Below are 26,866 nucleotides of genomic sequence, written 5' to 3' on the forward strand. Positions count from 1 at the left end.
CTGGGAGTGCGCGGGTCGCTCCGCCCGCGCGGGTGGTCAGGCAGTCGCCTCCACGGCGACCTCGAGCAGGAGGGGTTCGGCCCTCTCCCGCAAGGTGGGGACGATGCGATCCAGCTCTTCGACCAGCTCTTGATGCGTGGTGACCCGCTTTGTTGCGCAACCGAATCCGCTCGCGATGGTGGACACGCTCACGTCGTCGAAGTGCGGCCACGGTGGCTTGCCGCCGTGGGCTGCGGCCAGCCGGTCCATCACGGCGTACCCGCCGTTGGACAGGACGACGAAGAGGGCGCCGACCCGGTAGTGCTGCGCGCTCCAGAGTCCCTGCACGTTGTAGAGCGACGCGCCGTCGCCGAGCAGGGCCACCACGGGCCGGTCGGGCCGCGCCATTCGCACGCCGATGCTCGCCGGAAGGGCGAAGCCCAGGCCGCCCTGCGCCACGGTGACGAAGCCGAACGGGCGGCGGGTCGGGATGAGGTCGAGCAGGAGGCGCCGGGTCGAGGGGCTCTCCTCGAAGACCGTCGCGTCCTCCGGAAGGCGCTCGGCGAGCGCGGCATACACGTGCTCGGCCCGAAGGGTGCCACCCTCCGGGACGGGTACCGGTCGGCGGGCTGGGGATGGCGCGGCCTCCGCTCGCGGGGCGACACGGCCCGCCAGCTCGGTGACGATGCCGGCCACGTCGCCGACCACGGCCAGGTCTGCTGCGCTGTACGCCGCCTCCTCCGGGTCCGACGTGACGACGACGACGGTCGTGCCGGGGCTGACGAACGGTCCGGGCTCCCAGGTGCCCTGGCGGAAGGCCGGGCCGCCGACGACGAGCACGAGGTCGTGGCCCGCCAGGGTCTCGCGCATGGCCCTGCGTGTCGGGGGCAGGTGGCCGCGGAATCGCGGCGAGTCCTGCGGGAAGCCGGACTGCGAGCCGTGTGCCTCCTGCCAGACCGGGCAGGCCAGGCGCTCGGCGAGCGCCGTGAGGCCGCTCCACGCGTCGGTCGAGTCGGCGCCGGGACCCACCACGACAGCAGGCGTGCCGGACGCGTCGACGAGCGCGGTCAGCTCGGCGGCCAGCTCCTCGCCCACGCCGCTGGCGACGCGCAGGCGAGCCGGCGCGGGCAGGTCGATCGTCTCGTCGGCCGGTTCGGACCAGTCACTCATCGGCACGACGACGACGGCGGGGCCCCGCTGCAGGGTCGCCTCGTGGACGGCCCTGGCGATGACAGCGGGCACGTCGGCCGGGCGGCCGGGCTGACGGAGGGAGACCGGGTAGCGGCCGGCCAGTCCCTCGAGGTGCCCGGCCAGGAAGGGGTCCGACGCCAGATGGCGGCGATCCTGCTGGCCGACGAGGATGACGAGCGGAGCCTTGTTGGTGCGCGCGGTCGCGATGGCCCCGACCGCGTTGCCGAAGCCGGCGGTGGTGTGCAGCAGGACGAGGGCGGGTGTCCCCGTGGCCAGGGCATGACCCGAGGCCATCCCGACGACCGACCCCTCGTGCAGCCCGAGCACGAACTCGAAGTCGTCGGGCAGGTCGGTGAGCAGGGCCACCTCGGTGGAGCCGGGGTTGGCGAACAGCCGGGTCATGCCGAACTGGCGCAGCACCTCGAACGCTGCATCGCGCACCGTCGTCACGGCCTGCTCCTCTCTGCTGGGAACCGGGGCAGGAGGTGCCCCGGACACCGCCATCGTCAAGGGGCACCGACGCCGGTGGCAGGCGTTGTCGCACCCAGCGGAAGAGCCTCCCGGCGGCGCGTCCTTCCTCTCACTGGGTGAGGCGTCGCCTGACCGTCCGTGGTTGCGGCCCCTAACGTCGCCGGTGTCCCGCTCGAGCAGGAGGAACCATGTCAACGACCACGGGTACGCCGGCACCGGCGTCAGCAGACGCCGAGCGGACCGCCGCACCGGATCCGTCTCCCAGGGGCGCCGCCCTCGACGACATCCGGGTCCTCGACATCGCGACGCTCTTCGCAGGGCCGTCGGCGGCCACCGTCCTGGCCGACTTCGGCGCCGACGTCATCAAGGTCGAGCACCCCCGAAAGCCGGACCCGGCGCGCACGCACGGCCAGAGCAAGAACGGGATCGGCCTGTGGTGGAAGATCCTCGGGCGCAACAAGCGCGCCGTGACCCTCGACCTCTCGCATCCCGAGGGGCAGGAGGTCTTCCTCGAGCTGGTCGGCACGGCGGACGTCGTCATCGAGAACTTCAGGCCCGGGACGCTCGAGCGGTGGGGCCTGGGCTACGACCGGCTCCGCGCGGTGAACCCGCGCATCATCCTGACCCGGGTGACCGGGTTCGGGCAGACCGGGCCCCGCGCCACCGAGCCCGCGTTCGGCACCATCGCGGAGGCGATGAGCGGCTTCGCGCACTCCACCGGCCAGCCGGACGGCCCGCCCACCCTGCCGCCGCTGGCCCTCGCGGACAACATCAGCGGCCTCGCGGCCGCGGTGGCCACCCTGACGGCCCTCCACCGTCGCGAGCGAACGGGCGAGGGTCAGGTCATCGACTTGGCCATCATCGAGCCGATCCTTGCGATGCTCGGTGCGCAGGTGACCGTGTACGACCAGCTCGGCATCGTCACGCACCGGCGTGGCAACCGGTCGGAGAACAACGCGCCGCGCAACACCTACCGCACCGCGGACGGCGACTGGGTCGCGATCTCGACGAGCGCCCACTCGATCGCCGAACGGGTGATGACGCTCGTCGGACGGCCCGATCTGGTGCGCGAGCCCTGGTTCCACGACGGCTTCCAACGCGCCCAGCACGCCGACGTGCTCGACGAGGCCGTCGGCTCGTGGATCGCACAGCGACCCACGTGCGAGGTCGTCGCGGAGTTCGCACGCGCACAGGCCGCGCTCGCTGTGGTCAACGACGTGTCCAAGGTGGTCACCGACGAGCAGTACGCGGCGATCGGCGCCATCGCCACCGTGCAGGACCAGGACCTCGGACCGGTGCGGATGCCCAACGTGCTCTTCCGCATGTCGGAGTCGCCCGGCACGATCCGACACACCGGGCGGGAGCACGGCGCCGACACCGAGCGTGTGCTCGCAGAGATCGGTGTCGACGACGAGCGCCTCGCTCGGCTGCGCCGCACGGGTGTGATCTGAGTGCTGGCCGACATCGCCACCTGGCTGTACGTGCCCGGTGGCCGGCTGCCCGAGCTGCTGGCCAAGGCCGCACGCACGGCCGACGGCATCGTCATCGACCTCGAGGACGCCGTCCACCCGTCGGCCCGTCCGGGCGTGAGGGCCCTGCTGCCCTCCGCTCTGGCCGCCGCGGCCGGCGCCAGCACGGGGTTCCCAGGGGACGGTCACGTCCCGGTCGTCGTGCGGGTCAACCCGGTGGACTCGGCCGACTTCGCGGCGGACCTCGCGGCCGTCGGCCCCCTTCTCGCCGAGGGAAGGGTGCACGGCATCCGGCTGCCCAAGGTGGAGTCAGCGACGGACGTGAGGAAGGCGTACGCCGCCTCGAGCCGGTTCCTGGACCGGCCGCACCTCGTCCCCCTCATCGAGTCGGCCCTGGGCCTGCTCCACGCTGCCGAGATCGCCGCCGAGACCGGGGTGCACTCTCTCACCCTCGGCGAGAGCGACCTGCGCGCCGACCTCGGGCTGCCGCGGGACGGCAGCGAGGACGGCCTGCTCCTCGCGCGTCTGACCGTCGCGCAGGCCGCACGAGCGGCCAGCCTCCCCTCCCCCGTCGCGAGCGTCCACCCCCACGTGACCGACCTCGACGGACTGCGCCGGTCGTGCGAGGCGCTGCGCCAGCTCGGGTTCTACGGTCGCTCGGTCATCCACCCCCGACAGGTTCCCGTGGTGCGCGGCGCCTTCGCGCCCCGCGCCGACGAGCTCCATTGGGCAAACGAGGTGCTCGAGACGGTTGCAGCGATGGATCGCTCCCGGTCGGCCGCCGCCACCCTGGACGACGGGAGCTTCGTCGACCCGGCGATCCTTCGCCAGGCGCGTCTGATCCACGAGCGGGCAAACGCGTGAGCACCGGGCGTACCGCGGACGGGGCGACGGTCCGCGTCGTCGACCTCGCCCAGCCGCTGCATCCCGGCATCCCCACCTCACCCAACCACCCCGGCTTCCGACACGCCCTGCTACGCCGGCACGGCGACGCGGTCAGGGCCGACGGCACGTCGGGAGCCAACGACCTGCTGGTCATGGGCACCCACACCGGCACGCACCTCGACGCGCTCGCCCACATCAGCCACGACGGCCTGCTGCACGGAGGAGTGTCCGCCCTCGAGGCACAGGTGGGCGGTCGGTACCTCGAGCACGGGGTCCACGCTGTCGCGCCCATCGTGTGCGTCGGGCACCTGCTCGACGTGCCAGCGGCACTCGGCGTCCGACGGCTGGACCCCGGCCACCCCGTCACGGCCGAGGAGCTGGCCCGCGCGCTCGGCGACCGCCGCCCCGCGCCCGGCTCGGCGCTGCTCGTGCGGACCGGCTGGGCGCAGCTGTGGGACGACCCCACTGCCTTCCTCGACCACGAGGGCGGGGTGCCCGGACCCGATGAGGACGCCGTCGCCTGGCTGGCGTCGCACCAACCGCTGGTCGTCGGATCCGACACCACCGCCTTCGAGCACATTCCGCCAGGACAGGGCCACGCGCGCCTGCCCGGTCACCGGATCCTGCTGGTGGAGAAGGGGATCCCGATCATCGAGATGCTGAACCTCGAGGAGCTGGCCGCGCTGGCTCCCGAAGCCTTCACCGTCGTGGCAGCGCCCCTGCGGCTCCTGGGTGCCACCGGCTCGCCGCTGCGCCCGCTGGCACTCGTGCACTGAACCATCCGCTCCCGGAGCGCCGCCCACAGGGCCGAGCACTCCACCGTCCATCGCCCGGAGGAAGACATGGCCGCCGCTGCCACCACACCCATGGAGGGCACCGCAGTTGCCCGGCTCGCACAGTTCGCCGCTGCCGTGGCGGCTGCACCGCCCGAGGAGGCGCTCGAGGATGCCCGCCGGCGCCTGCTCGACGTGGTGGGCATCTCGGTCGCGGCCCTGGACACCGCGCCGGCGAACGTGGTCCGGACCCTCGCCCGCCGCTGGGGCGGACAGCCGGCGGCGGGTGCGATCGGTCTCGACCTCGCCGTCCCTGTCCCGTCGGCTGCCCTCGTCAACGGGACCCTCGCTCACGCCCTGGACTTCGACGACACGCACGTGCCCTCGATCCTGCACCCGAGCGCCTCGGTTGTGCCGGCCGCCCTGGCTGCGGCCGAGGACGCCGGGGCCTCCGGCCGGGCGCTCCTGGCCGCCATCGCGGTGGGCAACGAGATCACCATCCGCCTCGGCAACGCCGGCTACGACCCGGCGATCAACAACTCCGTCTTCTTCGACCGGGGACTGCACGCCACCTCGATCTGCGGCACGGTGGGCGCCGCAGCTGCTGCCGGCGTCGCCATGGGTCTGGACACGGAGCGCCTCGCCCACGCGATGGCGATCGCCTGCAGCATGGGCGCCGGGCTGCTCGAGGCCAACCGGGCCGGCGGATCGGTCAAGCGGATGCACTGCGGCTGGGCTGCACACGGCGGCGTGGCCGCCGCCCAGGCGGCACAGGCCGGGCTGACCGGTCCCCCGACGGTCCTCGAGGGGCGGTTCGGCTTCTTCCGTGCCTACTGTGGCGACATCTACGACGAGGGCGCCCTGCTCGGGGGACTCGGCACCGAGTGGGAGACGGCCTCGTGCTTCGTCAAGCCGTATCCGACGAACGTCTTCACCCACACCGGCATCGATGCCGCTGTCGCGCTCCGCGAACGGGGGCTGCGTCCCGAGCAGGTCGAGTCGGTCCGCATCGGCGTGGCGGCGGCGACACTGCGCACGATCGCCGAGCCGCGGGACGCCAAGATCCGGCCGGAGTCGGGCTACCACGCCCAGTTCAGCGGGCCGTTCACCTTCGCGCTCGCGCTGCGCGGTGGCGGTGGGCTCGGGGTCTACCTCGACGACTTCACCGACGCCGCCGTGCGCGATCCGCTCAACCTCCGCGTGGCCGCCACGGTGGAGCACGCGTCGGACCCGCGCTGTGAGCAGATCTTCCCGCGGCACTTCCCGTCGGTCGTCGAGGTCCGCACCGTCGACGGACGCGTCCTGCGCGAGGAGGTGCTGACCAACCGTGGCACGGCGCAGCGTCCCCTCAGCGACGCCGAGGTCCAGGTGAAGTACGACCTCAACGCCCGTCGGCTCGGGGCCGGGGCCGACGTCCTGGCGGAGCGCATCGCGCGGGTCCTCGACCGCCCCACCGTGGCCGGCCTGCTCACGCACTGACGGGACATGGGGCCTCTCATCCCGTGACAGGCCTGTGGCCCCTCGCACTGCGAGAGGCCACAGGCCGACGCACGCCGCACGCGGTCGTCAGACGGGGGCCGTCACCGCGTCGTAGGAGTAGAGCCAGTCGTACCGGTCGGCGATCGGCTCGTCGCTCCACTCGCGCTCGAGGTAGGCCTGCGCGGTCTCCTCGGTCGCGAGCTCGCGGCTGTGGAACCGGTCCGTGTTGGCCGTCGCTCCGCGGACCATCCGGCTCGTGCGGTCGATCCGTGCCTCCTCGTAGCGCTTGAGGGCGACAGCCGGGTCGTCCCCGAAGGCGACGAGCGCGCGGGCCAGCACGACCCCGTCCTCGATGGAGTGGACGGCCCCCTGCGCGAGGAACGGCAAGGTCGCGTGCGCGGCGTCGCCGAGAGGGCTGATCCGTCCCGAGGTCCAGGAGGGGATCGGTTCGCGGCTGACGAGGGCCCACTTGAGCAGTCGGGGCGAGGCCTTGATGAGGGTCAGGATGTCCTCGTGCCAACCGTCGAAGTCGGCGAGGCACTCCTCGACGGTGCCCGGCTCGTTGCCGCCGGCCGCGGTCCAGGTCTTGCCCTCGATCGTGGCGACGAAGTTCATCAGCGCACCGCCGTGGAGCGCATACGTGACAGCGTGCCCGCCCGGCCCGATCCACGTCGATCCGACGGGCGCCTGCAGGTGCCTCGGCAGGTCGTCCATGGGGATCAGCCCGCGCCAGGCCACCATGCCCGAGAACTGTGGGTCGCTCGGGCCCCACACGGTGTTGCGCACCACTGAGCGCACCCCGTCGGCCCGATGACGACGTCACCGGTCACCCGGCTCCCGTCTGCCAGAAGGACGCTCGCCGACGACTCGTCCTGCTCGACGCCGACGACCCGGGAGCCGAGGCGGATGACGTCGTCCCCCGCGGCTCGCACGCCGTCCTCGAGCGCCTTGAGCAGGTCGGGGCGGTACACCGTGAGGTAGGGGTAGCCGTACCTCTCCACGGCCATCGGGCCGAGGTCGAACATCGGCCAGGGGCGTCCGGTGTTCCAGAGCCGGAACTCCTTTCGCACCGGATCGCACGACTGCCTCCGCAGCTCCTCGAAGACGCCGAGGTGGTCGAGCGCCCGGTTTCCGTTGGGGCTGATCTGGATTCCCGCTCCGACTTCGGTGAGCTCCCGCGCCTGCTCCAGGACCGTGACCCGCACCCCGCGTTGCAAGAGCGCCAGGGCCGCTGTCATTCCGCCGACTCCACCGCCGGCCAGGACCACGTGCATCAGCTTCTCCTTCAGAGGGTCTCGGTGCGCAGCAGGCCGAGGGCGGCCACAACCGGCTCGTCGCTCGACCGCACGAGCCGGGCGGACTCGGACACCACGTGCTGGTAGGGCCGCCACGCGGGGACGGCCACGATGTCGCCGCGCTCCCACGTCAGCGTCTCGCCGTCGACGACGGTCTGACCTGCACCCTCGACGACGGTGAAGATCGAGTTCGCCGTCGTCCGCCGCCGGGCGGACGTGAAGTTGGCCGGCAGCTCCTGTACGTGCAGTGCGATGGTCGGCATCGCCGGCCCTCCCAGCTCGATCTCGCGCTCGGCCATGCCGTGCGCGGGCGCCGTCGTCTGTTCTGCGAGGCGTGCGAGGGAGTCCTCCCACCGGAAGGCGATGGGCGAGGTCTCGACCTCACGGGGCTGGGCCTGGACGCCGTCGGGGTGCTTCTCGAAGAACATCGGCTCGAGGAGGTGGACGAGCGGCACGTCGAGGATGTCGACCCAGTAGCAGTCGTCGGGACCCGACGCGGAGTGCTCGTGCCAGGCCCAGCTGGGCGTGAGCAGCACGTCGCCCGGACGCATCTCGACGCGGTCACCGTCGACGACGGTGTGGGTGCCGCGTCCGTCGAGAATGATCCGGAGGGCGGCGGGCGTGTGGTGGTGTGCCAGAGCGACCTCACCGGGCTTGATCAGCTGGAAGGCCGCCACGAGCGTCCGCACGGTGGCGTAGAGGTTGCCCTCCACGGGGTTGGTCAGGGTCAGGTTGCGCCGGTCGGCCATCTGGTGGTCGACGAGATCGCCGGCCACCTCGAGGACGGCCTTGAGCTCGGCGTAGTGCCACACGTGCGGCAGGAAGTTGCGTCGCGGCTCCGGCCACAGCGCGGGAGCGCGACGGTGCCAGCCACCCTCGACGCTCAGGGCGTCGAACACGGCATACAGGTCATCGAGGTTGTCGATGTCCTCCACGGAGGTGGAAGGGGTCGTGGTCATGTCGGCTCCTCAGTGCTGCTTGACGATGGGTGGGTCGTACGGGCGGGCGAACACCTCGGTCCGCCCGTTGGTGCCCTGGACGACGTCGACGCTCATCACGCCGACGCGCTCGATGCTGATGCGGATCGTGTCGCCGTCGGTGACGGGCCCCACGCCGGCGGGGGTGCCGGTCGCGATGATGTCCCCGGGGTGGAGGGTCATGACCGCCGAGGCCATCTCGACCATCCCTGGGATGTCGAGGACGAGGTCACGGGTGTTGGCGTCCTGGCGCAGCTCGTCACCGACCCAGAGCCGCATCCCGAGCTGGGTGGGATCCCCGACCTCGTCGGCCGTCGTGATCCACGGACCGACGGGGCAGAAGGTGTCGTAGGCCTTGCGGAAGACCCGCTCCTCGCGACCGCGCACCACCATGTCGAGCAGGCAGGCGTAGCCGAACACGTGGGCCTGCCAGTCGGCGCGGGGGATGTCGCGCCCCCCGGCACCGATGATGATCGCCAGCTCGGACTCGTGGTGGACCTCCCGGCCGGTGAGGGCGGGCAGGACGACCGGTTCCCCGGCTCCGGAGAGCGACGACGGCGGCTTGAGGAAGAACCCCTGCACGTCGGCGCGGTACTGCGCCTGCATCTCCCTGCCGTGGTCGTGGTAGTTGACCGGGAAGGCGATCACCTTGTTGGGCCAGGGCACCGGTGTGCGCAGGGTGACCTCGGAGAGTGGGTGGACGGTTCCCCGGTCAGCCGCCCGGGAGAGCACCGGGCGGACGATCGGGAAGTCGCGGATCAGCCGGTTCATCCCGACTGGCGGCCACTCCCCCGCGCTGAGCTCCAGCGCGTCCGTCACGTCGACGACGCCTTCACCGACGACCACACCGATGCGGTCATCGTCGAAACGGGCGATCCTCATGGCGCTCCTTGGGACTAGGCAGGTGGTTCCTGCTCATCCTGCGAGCCCGGCTACGCCCCCGGCAGAGCTCCTCGCACCTACCGGAACGCCCCTCAGGCGGGTCGCTCCGCACGACCGCCGACGGCTGCCCCGATCTCGTTCGCGATGGTGAGGACGTCGTCCTTGACCTCGGCGTACCGCTGCAGCGTCAGTCGGGTGGAGGATCCCGAGATGCTGAGGGCAGCGACCACCTCACCGTCGCTGCCACGGATGGAGGTCGCGGCGCCGCTGAGCCCCTTCTCGCGCTCGTCGATGGAGACCGACCAGTGCGTCTCCCGGATCATGGCGAGTTCCTCGTCGTCGGGCACCGGCCTCCGGTTCTTCTTCGCCTCAGCGCGGACCTCCTCGACCACCGAGGCGGGCGCGAAAGCGAGGAGCAGCTTGCCGGAGGACCCGATCCCCAGCGGCTGCTGCCCGCCGGTGGGGACGACGGGACGCAGGGCTGCCCGTCCCTCGACGGAGGCGAGGCAGACGCGATGGGAGCCGTGCCGGATGTAGAGGTGCACGCTCTCGCCCGTGGAGTCGCGCAGCCGGTGCATCCACGGCTCGGCGACCCCGCGAATCACGAAGGAGTCGGCTGCGCTGGCGCCCCAGGAGAGCAGCCGCGGGCCCAAGGCGAAGAGCCCCTCGGAGGTGCGACGTGCGATCCGAAGCTCTGTCAGCTCCGTCAGAAGTCGATGGACTGACGACTTGGGCATTCCGAGGTCCTCGGCCACCTCGGCAAGACGCATCGGTCGCCCGGCCCGCGCGAGGCTGTCGATCGCCTGGGTCGTCTTGACCAACACTGACATCGGTGGTGCTCCTTCTGTCGAGGTTCCGCCGACGGCGGGCAGCTGCCGCCCGCGGCAACCGACGCTGCTCGACGGCCGCCCGAGGTCGGCGGTCAAAGGGTATGCAGCAGCAGCGTCCGCGGGCGACCGGACGTCTCAGGCGTATCGACGCACGGGCTGCAGACCGCCCCGACGACCAAGACCCCGGTACCCGAGGCCGCGGGAGGTCAGCAGGGCAGCCTCGACGACCACACGAGCCAGCGCGGCGGGGCTCAGGGGCTCCGAGGACAGCCTGACCGACACGGCAGCACGGACCTGACCGTCCTCGTCGAAGACCGGGGCAGCGATCAGGCTGCCCTCCTCTTGCACGCTGGAGCGGCTCACGGCATACCCGAGGCGGCGGACGTCGCCGAGCCGTTGACGCAGCACGAAGTCGCTGCCGTCACCGAGCGGCCCGCCCGGCTCGTCCGCCATCTCGTCCAGACGAAGGTAGGCGAGCATGGCGAGGCCACCCGCCCCCTGCGCCAACGGGACTCGCCGATCGGGCTGCCAGGAGCCCGACGCCTGGTGGCCGCAGATGAGGTCGCTCAGGATGGCGTGGTCGCGGTCACGGGACCACAGCGCGACAGGGGCGCCGGTGGCCGAGTAGAGGTCGACGAGGAACGGTCGTGCCACGTCGCGCAGTCGGCGGACCTCGGGCACCCCCCAGCCGAGCCGCCAGAGTCGGCGACCGAGCCGGTAGCGGCCGCGGGACGCGCGCTCGACGGCGCCCCACTCGACGAGGTGCGCCAGCATCCGGTGGACCGTCGCCGGCGGGAGCCCGGTCTGGGAGCACACTCCCGCGATGGTCTGCTCGGGGGTCTCGGCACCGAAGCAGTCGAGGATGTCGAACGCTCGCCCCAGGACCGAGCGCTTGTGGTCGCCGTCGAGCAGGTTTCCAGACCCCATCGTCTGCCTCCCATTATTCGGAACGCTATTCCAATATGCTGAACGGTAGAGGCGCGCTCTCTCGGCTGTCAAGAGGTACGGGGCCCCGGGCCCCGGCTCGTCGAGCGACCACCCCGGGCGACGCCGGGCGCCGCGCCGGGCCGGAGGTCAACGGTCGTCGCGGGAGGGGGCGAGGAAGCCGACCACGAGGGCGTTGAACTCGCCGGTCCGCTCGAAGGGCACCCAGAGACCCGTCCGCCCGTAGACGTGCACCTGGACGTCCGGGATCCGGTTGAGCAGGAACAGCGCGTTGTCGTAGCCCTGGACGCGGTTGTCGCGCCCCCAGACCACGAGCGTGCGTGCGCGGATGCGGTCGACGTCGCGCCACACCTGCTCGGTGACCGGGCGGTTCTGGGCGCCGCGGCCCTCGGGCGCGCCCGTCATGAACTCAGGCTCGACGCTCGCCAGGTAGCGCTCCTCGACCAGGTCCTCGGTGATCGACGAGGTGTCGTACATCATCATCTCGAGGTAGGACCGCATCTTCGCGCGCGAGGGCCCGTCGCCGCCGTAGTAGGACTGGATGAGCTTCTGACCCTCGGACGGCATGGGCGTGAACAGGGGGAGCCCCCCGGCGGAGCTGACGAGGACGAGGTCGTCGACGACCTGGGGGTGCTCGATGGCCAGCATCATGGCCGCGGCGCCACCCGTGGCCATCCCGAGGACGTGGGCGGACTCGATCTCGAGGGTGGCCAACATGTCGGCGAAGACCTTCGCGTAGAAGGCGTACCGGCCTCCGCTGATCTCGGGCTTGTCCGAACGGCCGTAGCCCGGGAGGTCGACCACGAGCACCCGGAAGCGCTCGGCGAGGCCGGGGACGTTGGCCCCGAAGTTGCCCCAGCCGTAGGCCCCCGGGGCGCCGCCGTGGACACAGAGCAGCACAGGGCCAGACCCGGCCTCGTGGTAGTGCACCCGGACGCCGCCGGCGTCGACGAAGCGGCTCGTCGACTCGGCGGTGACGGGGACGGTCGCCGCGGCAGCGGGAACGGTCGTGGACATCAGATCTTCACGTGGCCCGGGATCGGGTGGCCGAAAAGGTTGAGACCGTAGGCCTGGAAGATCGGTCCGGACCCGTTCTGGACGTGGTGCAGCGCAGCCTGGGTGTCACGCCACCGACGCTGGAGGGCGCCGCTGTGGTGCAGCGACCCTCCTCCGCTGAGCCGGAAGACGCTGTCGGCGGCGGCGGCGGCACGCTGGCTCGCCTGGACCTGGTTGCGACGCACCTCGGCACGCAGCTCGAGCGGCACGACCTCTCCGCGCGACACCATCTCGAAGACGCGTTCGACGTCCCAGAGCACGTGACGCACGCTCGCGTCGATGTCCGCGGCCGCCGCGCCCATCGCCGACAGCTGGAACGGGTCGAGGGCCGCCCGACCGCCGCGCCCCTGCCGCGAACGGGTCATTGCCACATATGCGGCCAGGGTGCCCTTGGCCATCGCCAGGGTGGCCGTCGTGATCGCTCCCGAGAACATCACGTTGCGCGGCATCCGGAACAGCGGCACCGACTCGCGGCTGGGGTCCTTGCCCCCGGTGCCCTCGGTCACGCCCTTCGTCTCGATCGTGCGGTATGCCGGGACGAAGGCGTCGCGCACCACGAGGTCCTTGCTGCCCGTGCCGCGCAGCCCCATGACGTCCCAGGAGTCCTGCACGATCTCGTAGTCCGGGCGCGGGAGGAGGAAGTGCACCGCGTCCGGCTCGGCGACGTTGCCGTCCTGGTCGGTGACGAGGCCACCGATCATGACCCACTGGCAGTGGTCGGTTCCGGACGAGAAGTTCCAGCGCCCGTTGAAGACGTAGCCGCCGTCCACCGGCCTGGCCCGGCCCATCGGCGCGTAGGGCGAGGCCACCCAGGTGTCCGGGTCCTCTCCCCAGACCTCCGCCTGAACCCGGCGGTCACCGTGGGCCAGCTCGTGCGGGTGAACGCCCACGACTCCGGCGACCCATCCCGCACTGGGGTCGTGCGACCCGATCTCGAGGACGGCACGGAAGAAGTCGACGGGGTGCGACTCCAGCCCACCGAAGTCCTTGGGCTGGAGCATGCGGATCACGCCCGACGCCCGCAGTGCCGATGCCGACTCGTCGGTGAGTCGCCCCAGCTCCTCCGCTGCTGCCGCGTTGGTCTCGAGCAGGTCCGCGATCTGCTCGATGTCGTCCAGGACGGCCATGGCCGCTCCTTTCGTCGATCTGGTCACGGGGTGCGCTGGTGTCCCCAGTAGTGGGCCACGTCGTAGCGGGTGGGAAGCCAGGTCTCGTCATCGATGAGGATGCCGTCGATGCCGTACTCGATCCCGAAGCCGGAGGGTGACCGGACGTAGAAGGAGATCATCTTGTCGTTCGTGTGCTTTCCGAAGGTCGACAGGATCGGGGCCGCTCCGGCGAGGACCTTGTCGTAGTTGCGGCCGAGAACGTCGAGGTCGTCGATCTCGAACATGAGGTGACCGACCCCGACGGGCCGGCTGGGCGCTGCTGCGAACGCGAACGAGTGGTGCCTCGGGTTGCAGTGCGTGAAGACGCCGGTGACTCCCCCGGGCATGTCGATGTGATCGCTGAGACGGAAGCCCAGCAGGTCGAAGTACAGCCGGCGGTAGGTCTGCTCGTCACGCACGACCTGGAAGGCATGCCCGAGGCCCAGCTCGCGCGCCACGAAGGTCGCCCCGATCGGGGAGACGAACGGCTCGGTCGCGTTGCGCAGCCCCCAGAACAGCTCGACGTCGTAGTTGTCGTCGGGGTCGCGGAAGCTGGCCAGCCCGTCGACGCCGCGTTCGGCCGCCGACTGGGCATCGCGCTGGGTCACCTCGTAGCCGGCCGCTTCCAGCCGCTGCGAGATCTCCTCGAGGGCACACTGGCTGCCCACGTCCCACCCGAGTGCGATGACACCGTTGCTGTCCGAGCGGCGGATGTCCACGCGGTGGACGTACTGGTCCATCCGGAGGGTGAGTCGGTCCTCGGTGCGCTGGGCGACCTGCAGGCCGAGCAGGTCGGCACCGAAGCGCTCCCAGGCCTGCAGGTCGGTACTCGACACCACGGCATACCCGAGGGCCTTGACGCGTGCATCCATCGTTGGTCCTTTCATCACACGTTGTCTGGTCGTCATGCTCTGTCCTCGGCGCCGGCCCGACCAGCGAACCGTGCCAGATGGCGGAATGCCGGGGACGTGGGGCCGATCATCGGCACAACCTCGCGGCAGCGGAGGACGCAGCCCGGGACAGCGCCTCGACCCACTGCTGCACCTGACCGGTCGCGGCGCCGGCCGGGAGGCCGGACATCCGCATCGCGATGGGGGGCGTGTCGGCCGGCCCCGGGACGGGAACGACGATCGAGTGCAGGTGATAGGTCTGCTCGGGGTCGAGGTCGGGCTCGTAGAGGGCTGCCGTGTCGGCGATCATCTGCTTCATGAGCCGCTCGTGCTTCGGCAGTCGATCTGTCGAGGAGTAGTCCGACATCAACGAGATGCGGTCCACCGTCGGGTCGGGCATGAGCGACAGCGAGAAGCCGCGCTCGCGAACCCGGTCGAGGTTGCGTCGGAACGTCTCGACCGTGGCAGCCCCTTGTCCCGGTGCACGCGCCAGCCACTCCTGCACGTCCTCCTCCGAGGCATCGCGCAGGAAGACCGAACCGAGCGGCGGGACGAGCGGCACCCGGTGCCCGACGGAAGGCGTGGTCCGCTCCTGCGACTGGTTGGAGGTGAGGACGAACACGACGTCGCCGCCCACCTTCGCGAGCACCGCGCAGTCGACGCCGTGCTCGGCGCTGAGCTGCTCGATGTCGTGCCGCGCCAGCTCTGCCAGCCGCACCGCGTGGATGAGGTCGGGGTGTGACGGCGCGACGAGCGACGGAGGCGCGAAGCGCCCGTAGCCTCCCTGGAAGAAGAGCAGCGGCAGCGAGGGCCGGGCCACCGAGAGGTGGCGGACGCGTCCGAGGACGATGTAGTGGTCCCCGCCTTCCAGGACGTCCTCGTAGGTGCACTCGATCCACGAGACCGCCCCGTCCAGGATGGGCGCCCCGGCCGGGGCGGGTGACCACGCGACGCCCTCGAACTTGTCCGGCGCCCGTGAGGCGAACCGGCGACAGGTCTGCTCCTGGTCAGAGGCGAGCACGTTGACGCAGAAGGTCTTTCCCGTGCGCAACTTGGCGAAGCTACCGGACTCGCGCGTCGGCAGGAACGCCACCAGAGGCGGGTCCAGCGAGACCGAGGTGAACGAGCCGACGACCATGCCCGCCGGCGTGCCGTCCTCGGCGATCCCGGTGACCACGGCCACGCCGGTCGGGTAGTGCCCGAGGGTCTCGCGGAACAGTGCCGGGTCGATGGTGTCGTCACCCACAGCCACCGTCGTGTCGAGCTGAGTCATCGGTGTCTCCTCGTGTGGTGGTGGTGGGGCCACCACCTGGCGGCCCGCGCGCCCCAGTCTCGTCCGCCGGGCGAGCCCTACCTAGGCTGCCGTCCCGGCGGGCGGGACGTTTGGCCGGAGCGCTCCCCGGGCAGCGCCACAGCCGACAGAGCAGCCTCCGCGAGACGGACGTCCTGGTCCGGGCTGGCACCGCTGACGCCGAGCCCGCCGATGAGCCGGTCGCCCTGGCGAACGGGCTGGCCGCCGGGCAGGGGCGTGGGGCTGAACGGCAGCCCCTCGCCGAGCAGCACGAACAGGTCCGGATGCGCCGCGCGCAGCTCGGAGAGGCTCTCCGAGGGGCGGGCGAACGCTGCCGCGGTCCGCGCCTTGGTGCGGGCCACCTCGGGGGTGAACCAACTCGCCCCGTCGCCGCGCACGACGAGGAGGTCGAAGCCGCGCTCGTCGACGACGGCGACGCTGACCCGCAACCGGAGCTGCGCAGCGGACTCCAGCACCGACTGCACCAAGGCTTGGGCCCCGGCTGCAGTCAGCACGTGGTCGCGGGGGTCCGTCACGCCCCCGTGCCCGCGCTGACCGGCGCGACGTCGCGCTCGTCGTCCGGCTGCTCGGCACCCGCGGAGGGTGGCTTGCGGATCAGGGTGTAGACGCGGCTGCGCAGCTCGGCGAAGGCCGGCAGCGCCTTGGTGGCGAGCTGGTCCCGGGGCGCCGGCAGGTCAACGGGGATGAGCGCCGCGACGCTGGCCGGCTTGCCCGACAGGACCAGGACGGTGTCGGCCAGGTAGACGGCCTCGTCGATGTCGTGGGTGACGAGGACGACGGTGATGCCGAGTCGCTCCTTGAGCCGGATGACGAGGTCCTCCAGGTCGGCACGCGTCTGGGCATCGACCGAGGCGAACGGCTCGTCCATGACGATGGCGTGGGGTCGGAAGGCGAGCGCGCGCGCGATGGCGACGCGCTGCTGCATGCCTCCGGAGAGCTGCCACGGGTAGGCGTGGGTGGAGTCGGCGAGGCCGACCTCGGCCAGCGCCGCCCGTGCCTGCTCGAGCCGCTCGCTCTTCGGCACGCCCGCCGAGCGAAGCGGCAGGGCGACGTTGTCGATGACACGCAGCCAGGGCATGAGGGACCGGCTGTAGTCCTGGAAGACGACGGCCATGCCGCGTGGGGTGTCGCGCACCACCTCGCCCTCGAAGACGACACGACCCTCCGTCGGCTTGCGCAGGCCGGTCAGGCACTGGAGCAGGGTGGTCTTGCCGGCGCCGGAGGGACCGACGATGCAGAGGAACTCGCCCTTGGCGACGGCGAAGTCGAGTCCCTGCAGGACCGTGTGCTGTCCGTAGGAGTGGCCGAGCCCGGTCACCTCCAGGACGGTGCCGCACGCTGCGCTCTGGTCATCGGTCTCGTTCATGAGCCGCCTCCTTCGTGGTGGGCCATCATGCCCTTGTGCCAGCTCAGGACCCGGTTCTCCACGAGGCCGAAGAGCTTGTTGAGCAGGTAACCGACGATGCCCAGGGCGATGATGCCCGTCCACATCGCGGGGATGTCGAACTCGCGTTGCGAGTTGAGGATGAAGTAGCCGATGCCGCCCGGGGTGCCGACCATCTCGGAGATCACCATGGCGACCACCCCGATCGCCAACGCGGTCCGGGCCCCGGCGAAGACCTGGGGCGTCGCGGTCGGAAGGATGATGAAGCGGATCCGGTCCCACGGCGAGAGCCGGTAGCTCCTCGAGACGTCCCGCAGCACCGGCTCCACGGAGCGGACGCCGTCGATGGTGTTGAGCAGGACCGGCCACGCACTGACCACCCCGATGATGGCGATCTTCATCGGGGTCCCGATGCCGAGCAGCAGCATCATGATGGGCAGCATGGCGACACCGGGGGTGGCCCGGAGGAACTCGATGATCGGGCGAACCGCCTCCTCGAGCGCGCGGACCGAGCCGAGCAGCAGGCCGAGAGTGACGCCGCCGACGATGGCGATGGCGAAGCCGGCGGCGAGCCGACCCACACTGGGCACGATCTCCGTGGGCACGTTCTGGAAGATCCAGAGCGCCTTGAACTCGGTGAGGATCGTGGCGAGCGGCGGGAAGTAGAACGACGTGCTGTTCGCACTGGCGACCCACCAGATGACGAGGAGCAGGACGGGGAGCCAGATCTCCCAGAGGACCTTCGAGCGCAGCGACTTCATGTCAGGCTCTCTCTCGCTGGGAGGGGTGCCACCACAGGATCCGACGCTGCGCGGCGAGCAGGATGAGGTTGAGCGCGACCCCGAGCAGGGACGCCGTGAAGGCGTACACGAACATCTCGTCGGGGTTGTTGACCGTCAGGGCGTTGAACAGGTTGCGTCCCAGGCCGTCCGTCCCGCCGAGGAACTCGGCCGAGATGGCCAGGAGCAGGCTGATCGTCGCGGCGATGCGCAGCCCCGTGGTCAGGAAAGGCATGGCGCTCGGCAGGTAGACCGTCCTGATCCGGTCGGTGAGGCTCAGGTGGAACGCCGCGCTGACCTGGCGCAGCTGCGGCGACACCTGCTGCACGGCGTACGTGGACTGCACCAGCATCGGCCAGACGGCGCCGAACATGACGAGGATCAGGGCCATCGCGCGGGTGCCGCCGAAGAGCAGCAGGACGAGCGGCAGGATGGCCACCCCCGGGATGGTCCGGCCGAAGTCGACGACGAACTGGGAGCTGAGGGCCACCTTGCGGCTGGACCCGTTGATGAGTCCGAGCGGCACACCGACCAGGATCGACAGCAGGAGCCCGAGGTTCGCCGTGAGCAGCGTGTTGCCGACGGCGGTCCAGTAGTCACCCGTCCTGGCCATCTCCATCGCCGTGGTCAGGGTGAGCCACGGCGTCGGGACGTCTGCTGCCCGACCCGGGCCGACGGCGAACAGGTGCCAGATGACGAGGGCGATGAGGACCGCCGCCACCTGCCGGGACAGGCGCCAGCCGGCGCTCGCGCGTTGGGGTTCCGATCGCGCCATCGCGAGTCTCCTTCCTTCCCGGGCCCCGGCAGCCGTGGCTGCCGCGACCCGGGCCGCTGCGATCTACTGGCCGGCGACGATCAGGTCGGCCGCCTTGGGGGCCTTGGCCTGCTCGAGCAGGCCGTACTTGACCAGGCGGTCGAGGGCCGTCTGCACCGACGACGGGCTGATCGGCTCCGTGCCGAACTCCGGGTAGTGCGCCTTCTCGAGCAGCGCCTTGGGCGCCTTCACGTAGGTCGAGGCGACCTGCACGCGCTTGGCCGGGTCGGCGTTCACTGCCGAGTTGGCCTTGAGGATCGACTGCTCGAACGCCTTGACGGTGTTGGGGTTCTGCTGCGCGAACTCCTTCGTGGTGACGTAGGCGTAGGCGAGGTCCGCGCCGGCGGCGGTGTAGCCCGCCAGCCGGTGGATGGAGCTGTCCCCGAGGGCCGCGGTCCCGGCCGGCTCGGAGGTCGTGGTGACGTCGACGTTGCCGGCCTTGAGGGCCGACAGGGTGTTGGGCACCTCGACGAACGTGATCTTCGAGGAGTCGCCGCCCGCCTCGTCCACCGCCGAGCGGATGTCCACCCAGATCTGGCTGTTGATCTGAGGGATGCCGAACGTGGCATTCTGGACGTCCTTCATCGTCTTGATGGGGCTGCCGGCCCTCACCCAGAGGTTGCCGACTCCGAAGCCGTCCTTGGGGGGCGTGCCCTTGGCGCCCGGCGCGACGAGCACGAGCGGCACGCCCTTGCTGCGGGCCACCGCCGGGACCGTCATGTCCATGAGCGCGAACTGGACCTTGCCGCCGAGCAGCTGGGGCATGCCCTCGGCCGGCGTCGCGACCTTGGTCAGCGTGACGTTGAGGCCCTCGGCCTTGAAGGTGCCGTCGGCGTTGGCCGCCTGTGCGCCCAAGGCGTTGAAGCTCGGGAACACCGCCACGGAGATGTCCGGCTTCTCGACACCGCCGCCCGTGCCGGTCGCGGCCTGGGAACCGGAACTGCAGGCGCTGGCGAGGCTGACCGAGGTGATCGCGACGAGCGCGACAACCGCCCGGCGGGTTCTACCTGTTGTGACCATGATCGTTTCCTTACTCGGCGCCCGCTGGGCCCGGTGTCATCTCGTCTACGTTGACGTCGGCAGGTCGGCGACCTCGCCGCAGTCATGATCGCCACGCCTGTGGCAATCACGGATGCGTCTCGTGCCGTCCTTCGGAACATGACGGTGACACGCGTCGGCGCCCCGGGAACTGCTTTGCCTCACCATGCGGAATACTCCTCCACCTCTCTGCAGAGTTCCGCATAATGGGACGCACGTCCCATTGAGCCGAACGGCTGGGACTGTGACGACGAGCGCATCTCGACGACGAGGTGTCGTGGCGAAGGAGAACCGATGACCGTTTCCGTCCGAAGCCCGCTGCAGGACGTCTCCCCGGAGTGCGACGACCGGCAGATGACGTCAGTGGGCAAGGCGCTGGAGCTGCTGGCCGCGTTCCGCGGCACCATCCCGGAGCTCGGCGTCAGTGAGCTGGCCCGCCGGGCCGGCATGCCGAAGTCCACGGCCTTCCGGCTCCTCGGTGACCTCGAGCGCGCCGGATTCGTCGCGCGGTCGGGGGCCAAGTACCGGCTGGGCCTGTCCCTGTTCGAGCTCGGCAGCCGGGTCGGCTTCTGTCGCCCGCACGGCCTGCGTGACGTGGCCATCCACGACCTGAGCGAGCTGCACATCAACACCGGCCTGACGGCGCACCTGGCGATCCTCGAGGGAACCGACATCGTCTACGTCGAGAAGGTGCACGCGGGCAACCCCGTGCGTCTGGTGACGGTGCCCGGAGCCCGGCTCCCGGCCTCCTGCACCGGCCTGGGCAAGGCGATGCTGGCCTTCAGTGACGGCGCGACCGTCCGTGCGGTCGTCGAGGCGGGCCTGCCCCGCCGCACCCGCAACTCCATCACGGAGCCGGGCCGCTTCGTGCGCGAGCTGCGCCGCATCCGTGAAGCCGGGGTGGCCTACGACCGGGAGGAAGGGACCTTGGGGCTCACCTGCGTCGCCGCCCCGGTCATCGTCGAGGGACGGGTCGTCGCCGCCATCTCTGCGTCGGGCCCGCCCCACGGCACGAGTTGGCGGCGCATCGAGTCGCACGTGCGTCACGCCGCCCGCAGAGTGAGCAGCGCCTACGCGCTGAACATGTCCCAGGTGTCCTGAGGCCATTGGCCGGACGCTGTCCTGAGGCCGCCGGCCGGACGCGACTCGCTGCGCACGACACCACGACGAACCAAGAGCTGGCCCGGGCCTGAGGCCCGGGCCAGCTCTTCACCGCCATCGACAGGACGTTCCGGCCCCGTTCAGAGGCGTGTACCCGGGGGCAGGTCGTGCCCGTACAGGTTGAGGCCGTAGACCGCGTAGACGGGGTCGGCGACGTTGGAGGCGTGGGCCAGCCCGGTGTGCGCGTCGCGCCAGAACCGCTGGATCGGATTGTCCAGACGCATGGCGTGACCACCCGCGTGGGCCACGATGCGGTCCATGGCGTCCACGGCGCGTCGGACTGCCCGCACCTGGTTCCTCCTGACCTCCGCCCGCACCGCCACGTCGATCGGGACGTTGCGCTGGGCGAGGTCCCAGAGCCGCTCCATGTCGGAGAGGAACTGGACCCGGCTGGCCTGGATGTCCGACGCCGCCCCACCGAGTGCGGCCAGCTGGTGCGGGTCCTGGCTGACCTGGTGACCTGCCCGGCTCACCCGGGACCGGCTGTGCGAGACGAAAGCCGCGAGCGCACCCTCCGTCAGGGCGAGGGTCGCGCACGCGATCGTGCCGCTGAACATCGTGTGGAACGGCATCCGATAGAGGGGCACGTCCGCCCGTCCGGTCTGTTCCGCTGCGGCGCCCGTCTCGAGGTCCGTGGGGTCGATCACCCGGTGGGCGGGGACGAACGCATCCTTGATGATGACGTCCTTGCTGCCCGTACCTCGGAGGCCGACGACCTGCCAGGAGTCCTGGACGATCTCGTAGTCGGAGCGCGGCACGATGAAGTGCCTGACCGGGTTGGGCTCGGTGACCTCGCCCTGTTGATCGGTGACCATGCCGCCCAGCACGACCCAGTCGCACAGGTCCGTGCCGGAGGAGAACGGCCAGCGTCCGCTGAAGAGGAAGCCCCCGTCGACGGGACGAGCGCGTCCGAAGGGTGCGTAGGGCGAAGCCACCCAGGTATCCGGGTCCTCGCCCCAGATCTCCTGCTGCATCTCCCTCGTGCCGACCGCGAGCTCGAACGGGTGCACCCCGACGACGCCGGCGACCCAACCCGAGGACCCATGCCGGGATCCGATCGCCAGGACCGTCTCGAAGAACTCGACCGGCGAGCTCTCCAGGCCGCCGAAGTCCTTGGGCTGCAGCATGCGAATGACCCCGGTGTCCTCCAGACGCTTGCGCGTCTCGTCGGGCAGGCGACCCAGGTCGTCGGCCTCCTCCGCCTGCTCCTGCAAGAAGACGGCCAGCTCCTCAACGCGGTCGAGCACGGTGTTCATCGCGGTGTTGCCCTTCTCGTCACTGTCGTCCGGTCAGTTGTTGGCCACGAAGTCGGCCACGAGCCGGTTGAACTCATCGGCGTGCTCGAGCTGGGCCCAGTGTCCACAACGGTTGAACAGCACGAGCCGTGCGTTCTGGATGACTGTCACGAGCTTGAGGCTGTGCTCGTAGCCGACGACCCTGTCGTCACGGCCGTGGACGATGAGGGCCGGGGCCGCGATGCTGGCCAGCTCCTCGTCGGTGGCCGTCCCGCGGCGGGGCTTGCCGATCCCCGCGGCAAAGTTCTGCAGGTGCTCGCGGTTGGCGGTGGCGTTGTCGTAACGCTGTTTGGCCAGCGCGTCGCTCTTGCTACCGCTGTCGTAGGTCATGATGTCGACCAGCTTCGCCATGACCTCGACCGACGGCTCGAGGTAGCCCTGGTTGAGGATCTTTAGTCCCTCGGATGGGCCGTCGCTCGGGGAGAAGAGGCGAGCTCCGCCTGCACCGGCTCCCATGGTCACCAGGTGGGACACCCGCTCGGGGTGGACCGCCGAGAACTTCAACGTCGTCGCGCCGCCCATCGAGTTGCCGACGATGGCCGCCTTGTCGATGCCAAGCGCATCCAGCAGGTCTCGCACCGCAGCGATGTGGTCGCGACGCTCGTAGGTGACGGGCGAGGACTTGCCCCAGCCCGGCATGTCCGCTGCGATGACCCGGAACTGCCTGCTCAGCGCCTTCAGGTTGGGGCCGAAGTTGCTCCAGCCGGTGGCACCCGGACCGCTGCCGTGCAGAAGGAGCAGGGGATGCCCTTCCCCCGCCTCGTTGTAGTGGATCGTGCCGCTGGGCGTCTCGACCGTGCGGCTGGTGCTCTGCTCGGTCAGTTCCACAGTCGTGGTGGTCATCGGCCAACTCCTCGTAGCGGTGTCAGTCCGGCGTCAGGCTCGACACCGGCGTTCCAAGCAGCATCGCGCAGGCGCCTGAGGTTGCCGAGCCGGTCGTGCCACCTCGTGGAACGCCCCCCGAGGACCTGCTCTTCAGTCGTCAGGCGCGCCGACGCGTTTCGCCACGACGGCACACACCCACGTCGCACCGGTGGCAGCGATGAACAGCACGGTCATGGGGACCGGGGTGGCTCGCGCCCCGAGCCCGACCAGGGGTGCGACGGCTGCGCCGGCGACGAACTGCCCGAAGCCGATGACGGCAGATCCGGACCCGGCCGCATCGCGAACGTGGGCGATCGCAAGTCCGATCGAGTTGCCGAAGATGAGCCCCATGCTGCCCACAAGCAGCACGAAGACGGGCACGAGGATCCGCGGCGACGCCGCCAGGAACACGATGAGCGAATGGGCGACGACTGCGGTCGTGAGCAGGACCAGTCCCACGCGCAGCATGTAGGCCGGGCCCCGGGTGCGCACGAGTCGCGCGTTCACCGCATTGGCACCGATCATCGCGAGCGAGTTCAGCGCGAACAGGGCCGCTCCTGCAAGCTCGCCGACACCGACGTAGTCCTGGTAGATGAAGGGCGACGCCGATATGTAACCCATGAGGATGGCGAAGCTGAACGTCTTCACGAGGGCGTACGCCGCGAAGCCGGGACGGCGTAGCACCATCCGGAGGTTGGGGCTCTTCGCGACTCCCGCAGACGATGACGAATGGGAAGTGACCGAGGATGCCGCGTTGCCACGCTGCGCCGGCGAGGTCTCGCGGACGACGAACACTGCGACGAGGCTCATGACGACCGTCAGGCCGGCCAGCACTCCCAGCACTCCGCGCCACCCGACCGGACCGGCCAGCAATCCCCCAGCGACCGGGGCCACGATCGGTGCGAGCCCACCGAGGACAGCGAGCACGCTGAAGATGCTTGCCGCCTCCGCCCCGCGGAACAGGTCCGCGACGATGGCGCGCGCGATCACGATCCCGGCGGCGCCTCCGAACCCTTGGAAGAGGCGCGCGGCGAGCAGGACCTCGATGGACGGCGCGTAGACCGCCACGAAGGAGGCGACCACGCACACCAGGGAACCCCCGACCAGGGGTCGCTTGCGCCCGCGGCGGTCCGAAAACGGGCCGAAGAAGAGCTGACCGAGAGCCACGCCGACGAGAAAGGTCGTGAGGGTCAGCTGGACACCTGAGGGCACCGTCGACAGCTCGACGGCGATCCGCGGGAAGGACGGAAGGTACATGTCCGTCGCGAACGGCGAGATCATCGACAGGAGGGCCAGCGATGCGAGCAGGATTGCCCGAGCGCCGCTGCGAGGGGGCGGCAAGAGCGCGGGAGTGACTGCGGCGATCCCGACTGGGGCGGCCATCTTCTCCCGTGCCCCGCTCGGCACGGTGCCCACCGTGCTGCTGCCCTCGCGTCTCATCAGTACCTTTTGTCGTTGTCTGCTGCGCGTGCCAAGCGCCCGCTGCCCAGCGTGCTGCGCGGGTGGGCGACTCTCCATTGCCGCGTGCCGCCGAGCGGAACACGACGTTCAGAGCGCCGAGGGGCAGGCCGCTCCGGCCTCGGGTGGCGTGTCCCTCCGCCGAACCACCAGGCCAGCGCCGCGCGGATCCGATCCGCTGTCGAGCGGGCGCGCCGCCAACTCCTGGCGACGGATGTGGGCAGCCCTGCCACAGGAAGCGTCGGAGTCAGCGGTGGCGGCGACACATACCCGAACCACGTACAGGCGAGAGGCCCTGACCGGCGTCTCCGCTGCCGACCGCCGGATCGAGTGAAATGAGCCTTCGGCGACGGTCCCCACCGCCCTGCCGGCAGATCCGACGTCGCCCGCCAAACCGTAACCTCGGCCCATCTGCCGCTGGGCCAAGCACGCTCTCTCGCGGCGTGCCCTGCGGCCTGCTCTTTTCCGCCCCTGAGCCTGGGCCTTCCGCGTTGATCTCGATGTGCTCGCCGCCCTCGTTGCCGCGGCGGACGGCCGCTAGGAGCATCTGGGCGACGTCGACGACCTCGCCCTCGCCATCGGCCTTCGTGCCGTCCTGGACGGCGGCGTTGACGCAGTCGGTGAGCATGACCTTGCAGAAGGGGCAGCCGACGGCGATCCGGTCGGCGCCGGTGGCCAGGGCCTCGGCGGTGCGGTTGGTGTTGATCCGGGTGCCGAGCTTCTCCTCCATCCACATCCGGGCCCCGCCGGCGCCGCAGCAGAACGAGGTCTCCTTCGAGCGGGGCATCTCGGCGTACTCGACGCCGGGCAGGATCTGCAGCAGCTCGCGAGGCGGGGCGTAGACCTGGTTGTGCCGGCCGAGGTAGCACGGGTCGTGGTAGGTGACCCTGGCGCCGGTGGACGCGGCGCCGGTGGACGCGGCGCCGGTGGACGCGGCGCGGGTGAGGGTCCCGCTGGACGCGGCGTCGCCGGGGCGGGCCACCGGGGTCAGGCGCTTGTCCCAGACGAGCGGTGGCGGTGGTGTCCGGAGGCAATGTTGATCCCACCTTCTTGACCGGCCTGCTCGCTAGTGCCGAGAAAGCGCCGCGGCACAGGCCTGCCGACCCTTGCCCGTAGACGAACCGCGTTCGGGCAGGAGTCAGAGTCCGGTGGCCACGAGATAGCCGCACAGGCCGACGATGACGGCGGTGATGAGCGATGCCACGACGGTCGTGATGCGGTGGTTGGCGAGGACGCCCATGACCTGGCGGTCGCACGTGAAGAGCAGCAATGGCACGAGCGTTCCCGGGAGGGCGAAGGAGAGCACGACCTGGCTCCAGACGAGCGCATCGGTTGGTTCGACACCCACGCCGAGGATGACGAGAGCCGGGATGACGGCGAGCAGGCGGCGAGGCAGGGGCGCGATCGGTCGGCGGCCGAAGCCCTGCATGACGACATCTCCGGTCTGGACGCCGACCAGGGTTGATGCCAGACCCGCGGCCAGCAGGGCGAGCGCGAAGATCGTCGCAGCCAGCTGGCCGGCGTTGGCCCCCAGGGCTGTGTACGCCGCTTCTATGCTCGAGCCGGCCTCGGACGGCAGCGCGGCCGAGAAGACGACGAGGCTGATGTTGGCCGCGCCGGCGATGGTCATGGCGACGACGACGGAGCGCACTGTCTGGCGGCCCGCCCGCATCCTCCTCTGCCGCGTCGGCTCCAGCGTGGCGTCGTCCCGCGCGCGCGAGGCGGCCGAGTGGAAGTGCAGGGCGTGTGGCATGACGGTGGCACCGACGATGCCGACGGCGAGCAGGGCGGCAGATGACTGGAGCGGGCTGGGCACGACGGAGCGGAGCAGCTGCACGCGGTCGACGTCGGCGACGAGCACCTGCCACAGCAGCGAGCCGATGATGACCGCGAGCAGGACGAGTACGACGGACTCGAAGTGGCTCCGGCCGCGCACCCTGAGGAACAGCACGACGAAGCTGAACAGCGTGACGACGACGGCCCCCCACATGAGTGGAAGCCCGAAGAGCAGGTGGAGCGCGATGGCGCCACCGACGATCTCGGCGAGGTCGGTCATGATGACGACGATCTCGGCCTGGGCCCACAGCAGCAGCCGGCCGACACCGGGATATCGACGGGCGCTGTGCTCGGCGAGGCTCATCCCCGTGACCATCCCGAGCTTCGCGGCGAGGTACTGGATGACCATCGCCGAGCAGCTGGCGAAGACGACGACCCAGACGAGGGCGTAGCCGTGCTGGGCGCCCGAGCTGATGTTGACGCCGAAGTTGCCGGGGTCGACATAGGCGATCGCGGCGAGCAGCGCAGGCACGAAGGTTCTGGGCGTCCTCAACGTGCCGCCGAGCCCGGGCTCCGGAGAGCGGTCCTCGACGCGCCGCCTGCATCAGGCGATCACCCATGGCAGACAGCATCGCGCCCCGGGCTCGTTGACTCGTGCCGGCGTCTGCGATTGAGACAGATCGACAGGTCGCGCCCAGACCTCGGGACACCAGCC

Annotated in this window: 23 protein-coding genes and 2 pseudogenes; 5 read left to right on the forward strand and 20 right to left on the reverse strand. The window is 70.7% G+C overall.

The features are described 5' to 3' along the window. Positions 1 to 36 precede the first annotated feature (36 nt). Complete coding sequence (locus AC1VM9_RS03755) at positions 37 to 1,620, reverse strand: thiamine pyrophosphate-binding protein (RefSeq protein WP_483121256.1); 1,584 nt, start codon at positions 1,618 to 1,620, stop codon at positions 37 to 39. A gap of 209 nt (positions 1,621 to 1,829) precedes the next feature. Here AC1VM9_RS03755 and AC1VM9_RS03760 point away from each other — a divergent pair, with 209 nt between their 5' ends. The 4 genes from AC1VM9_RS03760 to AC1VM9_RS03775 all read left to right on the forward strand — a co-directional run bounded on the left by AC1VM9_RS03760 (position 1,830) and on the right by AC1VM9_RS03775 (position 6,247). Further along, positions 1,830 to 3,092 (forward strand): CaiB/BaiF CoA transferase family protein, encoded by a 1,263-nt coding sequence (locus AC1VM9_RS03760; RefSeq protein ID WP_483121257.1) that lies wholly within the window; start codon positions 1,830 to 1,832, stop codon positions 3,090 to 3,092. Beyond that, positions 3,093 to 3,974 (forward strand): HpcH/HpaI aldolase/citrate lyase family protein, encoded by an 882-nt coding sequence (locus tag AC1VM9_RS03765; protein ID WP_483121259.1) that lies wholly within the window; start codon positions 3,093 to 3,095, stop codon positions 3,972 to 3,974. After that, positions 3,971 to 4,771, forward strand: a complete 801-nt coding sequence (locus AC1VM9_RS03770) for a cyclase family protein (protein WP_483121261.1) — start codon at positions 3,971 to 3,973, stop codon at positions 4,769 to 4,771. The genes AC1VM9_RS03765 and AC1VM9_RS03770 overlap by 4 nt, the downstream gene beginning before the upstream one ends. A 66-nt stretch (positions 4,772 to 4,837) precedes the next feature. Next, complete coding sequence (locus AC1VM9_RS03775) at positions 4,838 to 6,247, forward strand: MmgE/PrpD family protein (protein WP_483121262.1); 1,410 nt, start codon at positions 4,838 to 4,840, stop codon at positions 6,245 to 6,247. A gap of 87 nt (positions 6,248 to 6,334) precedes the next feature. Here AC1VM9_RS03775 and AC1VM9_RS03780 read toward each other — a convergent pair. The 14 genes and pseudogenes from AC1VM9_RS03780 to AC1VM9_RS03845 form a co-directional block, all read right to left on the reverse strand. Beyond that, positions 6,335 to 7,521, reverse strand: a pseudogene (locus AC1VM9_RS03780) (FAD-dependent monooxygenase). Between the two features lie 11 nt (positions 7,522 to 7,532). Next, positions 7,533 to 8,501, reverse strand: a complete 969-nt coding sequence (locus AC1VM9_RS03785) for a cupin domain-containing protein (RefSeq protein ID WP_483121264.1) — start codon at positions 8,499 to 8,501, stop codon at positions 7,533 to 7,535. A gap of 9 nt (positions 8,502 to 8,510) precedes the next feature. Then, the gene (locus AC1VM9_RS03790; protein WP_483121266.1) at positions 8,511 to 9,401 is read right to left on the reverse strand and encodes a fumarylacetoacetate hydrolase family protein; all 891 of its coding nucleotides are present in this window, start codon (positions 9,399 to 9,401) and stop codon (positions 8,511 to 8,513) included. Between the two features lie 92 nt (positions 9,402 to 9,493). Further along, the gene (locus AC1VM9_RS03795; protein ID WP_481344873.1) at positions 9,494 to 10,231 is read right to left on the reverse strand and encodes an IclR family transcriptional regulator; all 738 of its coding nucleotides are present in this window, start codon (positions 10,229 to 10,231) and stop codon (positions 9,494 to 9,496) included. Positions 10,232 to 10,366: 135 nt separating this feature from the next. Further along, positions 10,367 to 11,158, reverse strand: coding sequence for an IclR family transcriptional regulator (locus AC1VM9_RS03800; RefSeq protein ID WP_483121268.1), 792 nt, complete (start codon positions 11,156 to 11,158; stop codon positions 10,367 to 10,369). 147 nt (positions 11,159 to 11,305) lie between these two features. Further along, positions 11,306 to 12,193, reverse strand: a complete 888-nt coding sequence (locus tag AC1VM9_RS03805; RefSeq protein WP_483121270.1) for an alpha/beta fold hydrolase — start codon at positions 12,191 to 12,193, stop codon at positions 11,306 to 11,308. Further along, positions 12,193 to 13,359 (reverse strand): acyl-CoA dehydrogenase family protein, encoded by a 1,167-nt coding sequence (locus tag AC1VM9_RS03810; RefSeq protein ID WP_481343211.1) that lies wholly within the window; start codon positions 13,357 to 13,359, stop codon positions 12,193 to 12,195. Before AC1VM9_RS03810 ends, AC1VM9_RS03805 begins: the two co-directional genes overlap by 1 nt. Positions 13,360 to 13,382: 23 nt before the next feature. Next, the gene (locus AC1VM9_RS03815; RefSeq protein ID WP_483121272.1) at positions 13,383 to 14,252 is read right to left on the reverse strand and encodes a VOC family protein; all 870 of its coding nucleotides are present in this window, start codon (positions 14,250 to 14,252) and stop codon (positions 13,383 to 13,385) included. Positions 14,253 to 14,358: 106 nt separating this feature from the next. Beyond that, positions 14,359 to 15,543, reverse strand: coding sequence for a flavin reductase (locus AC1VM9_RS03820; RefSeq protein WP_481343213.1), 1,185 nt, complete (start codon positions 15,541 to 15,543; stop codon positions 14,359 to 14,361). Between the two features lie 77 nt (positions 15,544 to 15,620). Continuing rightward, a complete protein-coding gene (locus AC1VM9_RS03825; protein ID WP_483121274.1) occupies positions 15,621 to 16,097 on the reverse strand; it encodes a GlcG/HbpS family heme-binding protein in 477 nt (158 codons plus the stop codon). After that, positions 16,094 to 16,948, reverse strand: coding sequence for an ABC transporter ATP-binding protein (locus AC1VM9_RS03830; protein WP_481343215.1), 855 nt, complete (start codon positions 16,946 to 16,948; stop codon positions 16,094 to 16,096). Before AC1VM9_RS03830 ends, AC1VM9_RS03825 begins: the two co-directional genes overlap by 4 nt. Continuing rightward, positions 16,945 to 17,727 (reverse strand): ABC transporter permease, encoded by a 783-nt coding sequence (locus AC1VM9_RS03835; protein ID WP_483121276.1) that lies wholly within the window; start codon positions 17,725 to 17,727, stop codon positions 16,945 to 16,947. The genes AC1VM9_RS03830 and AC1VM9_RS03835 overlap by 4 nt, the downstream gene beginning before the upstream one ends. A 1-nt stretch (position 17,728) precedes the next feature. Then, a complete protein-coding gene (locus tag AC1VM9_RS03840; protein WP_481343217.1) occupies positions 17,729 to 18,520 on the reverse strand; it encodes an ABC transporter permease in 792 nt (263 codons plus the stop codon). A 63-nt stretch (positions 18,521 to 18,583) separates the two neighbouring features. Then, positions 18,584 to 19,579, reverse strand: a complete 996-nt coding sequence (locus AC1VM9_RS03845; protein WP_481343218.1) for an ABC transporter substrate-binding protein — start codon at positions 19,577 to 19,579, stop codon at positions 18,584 to 18,586. A gap of 312 nt (positions 19,580 to 19,891) precedes the next feature. On the opposite strand from AC1VM9_RS03845, the gene AC1VM9_RS03850 reads away from it, so the two are divergent. Next, positions 19,892 to 20,698 carry an IclR family transcriptional regulator gene (locus tag AC1VM9_RS03850; protein ID WP_483121279.1) on the forward strand — a complete coding sequence of 269 codons (807 nt, stop codon included), beginning with the start codon at positions 19,892 to 19,894 and terminating at the stop codon, positions 20,696 to 20,698. 140 nt (positions 20,699 to 20,838) lie between these two features. On the opposite strand, the gene AC1VM9_RS03855 is transcribed toward AC1VM9_RS03850, so the two are convergent. From AC1VM9_RS03855 to AC1VM9_RS03875, 5 genes and pseudogenes are all read right to left on the reverse strand, one after another. Beyond that, entirely contained in the window at positions 20,839 to 22,005 is a 1,167-nt protein-coding gene (locus tag AC1VM9_RS03855; protein ID WP_483121281.1) for an acyl-CoA dehydrogenase family protein, read from the reverse strand. A 42-nt stretch (positions 22,006 to 22,047) separates the two neighbouring features. Further along, positions 22,048 to 22,896 (reverse strand): alpha/beta fold hydrolase, encoded by an 849-nt coding sequence (locus tag AC1VM9_RS03860; RefSeq protein WP_483121283.1) that lies wholly within the window; start codon positions 22,894 to 22,896, stop codon positions 22,048 to 22,050. Positions 22,897 to 23,028: 132 nt separating this feature from the next. Continuing rightward, positions 23,029 to 24,435, reverse strand: a complete 1,407-nt coding sequence (locus tag AC1VM9_RS03865) for a multidrug effflux MFS transporter (RefSeq protein WP_483121285.1) — start codon at positions 24,433 to 24,435, stop codon at positions 23,029 to 23,031. 187 nt (positions 24,436 to 24,622) lie between these two features. Then, positions 24,623 to 25,384, reverse strand: a pseudogene (locus AC1VM9_RS03870) ((Fe-S)-binding protein); the annotation flags it as partial. A 129-nt stretch (positions 25,385 to 25,513) separates the two neighbouring features. Further along, on the reverse strand, positions 25,514 to 26,683 hold the full coding sequence (locus AC1VM9_RS03875) for an Nramp family divalent metal transporter (RefSeq protein ID WP_483121287.1): 1,170 nt from the start codon (positions 26,681 to 26,683) through the stop codon (positions 25,514 to 25,516). Positions 26,684 to 26,866 lie beyond the last annotated feature (183 nt).

The organism is Monashia sp. HAY1-11D, assembly GCF_056868035.1.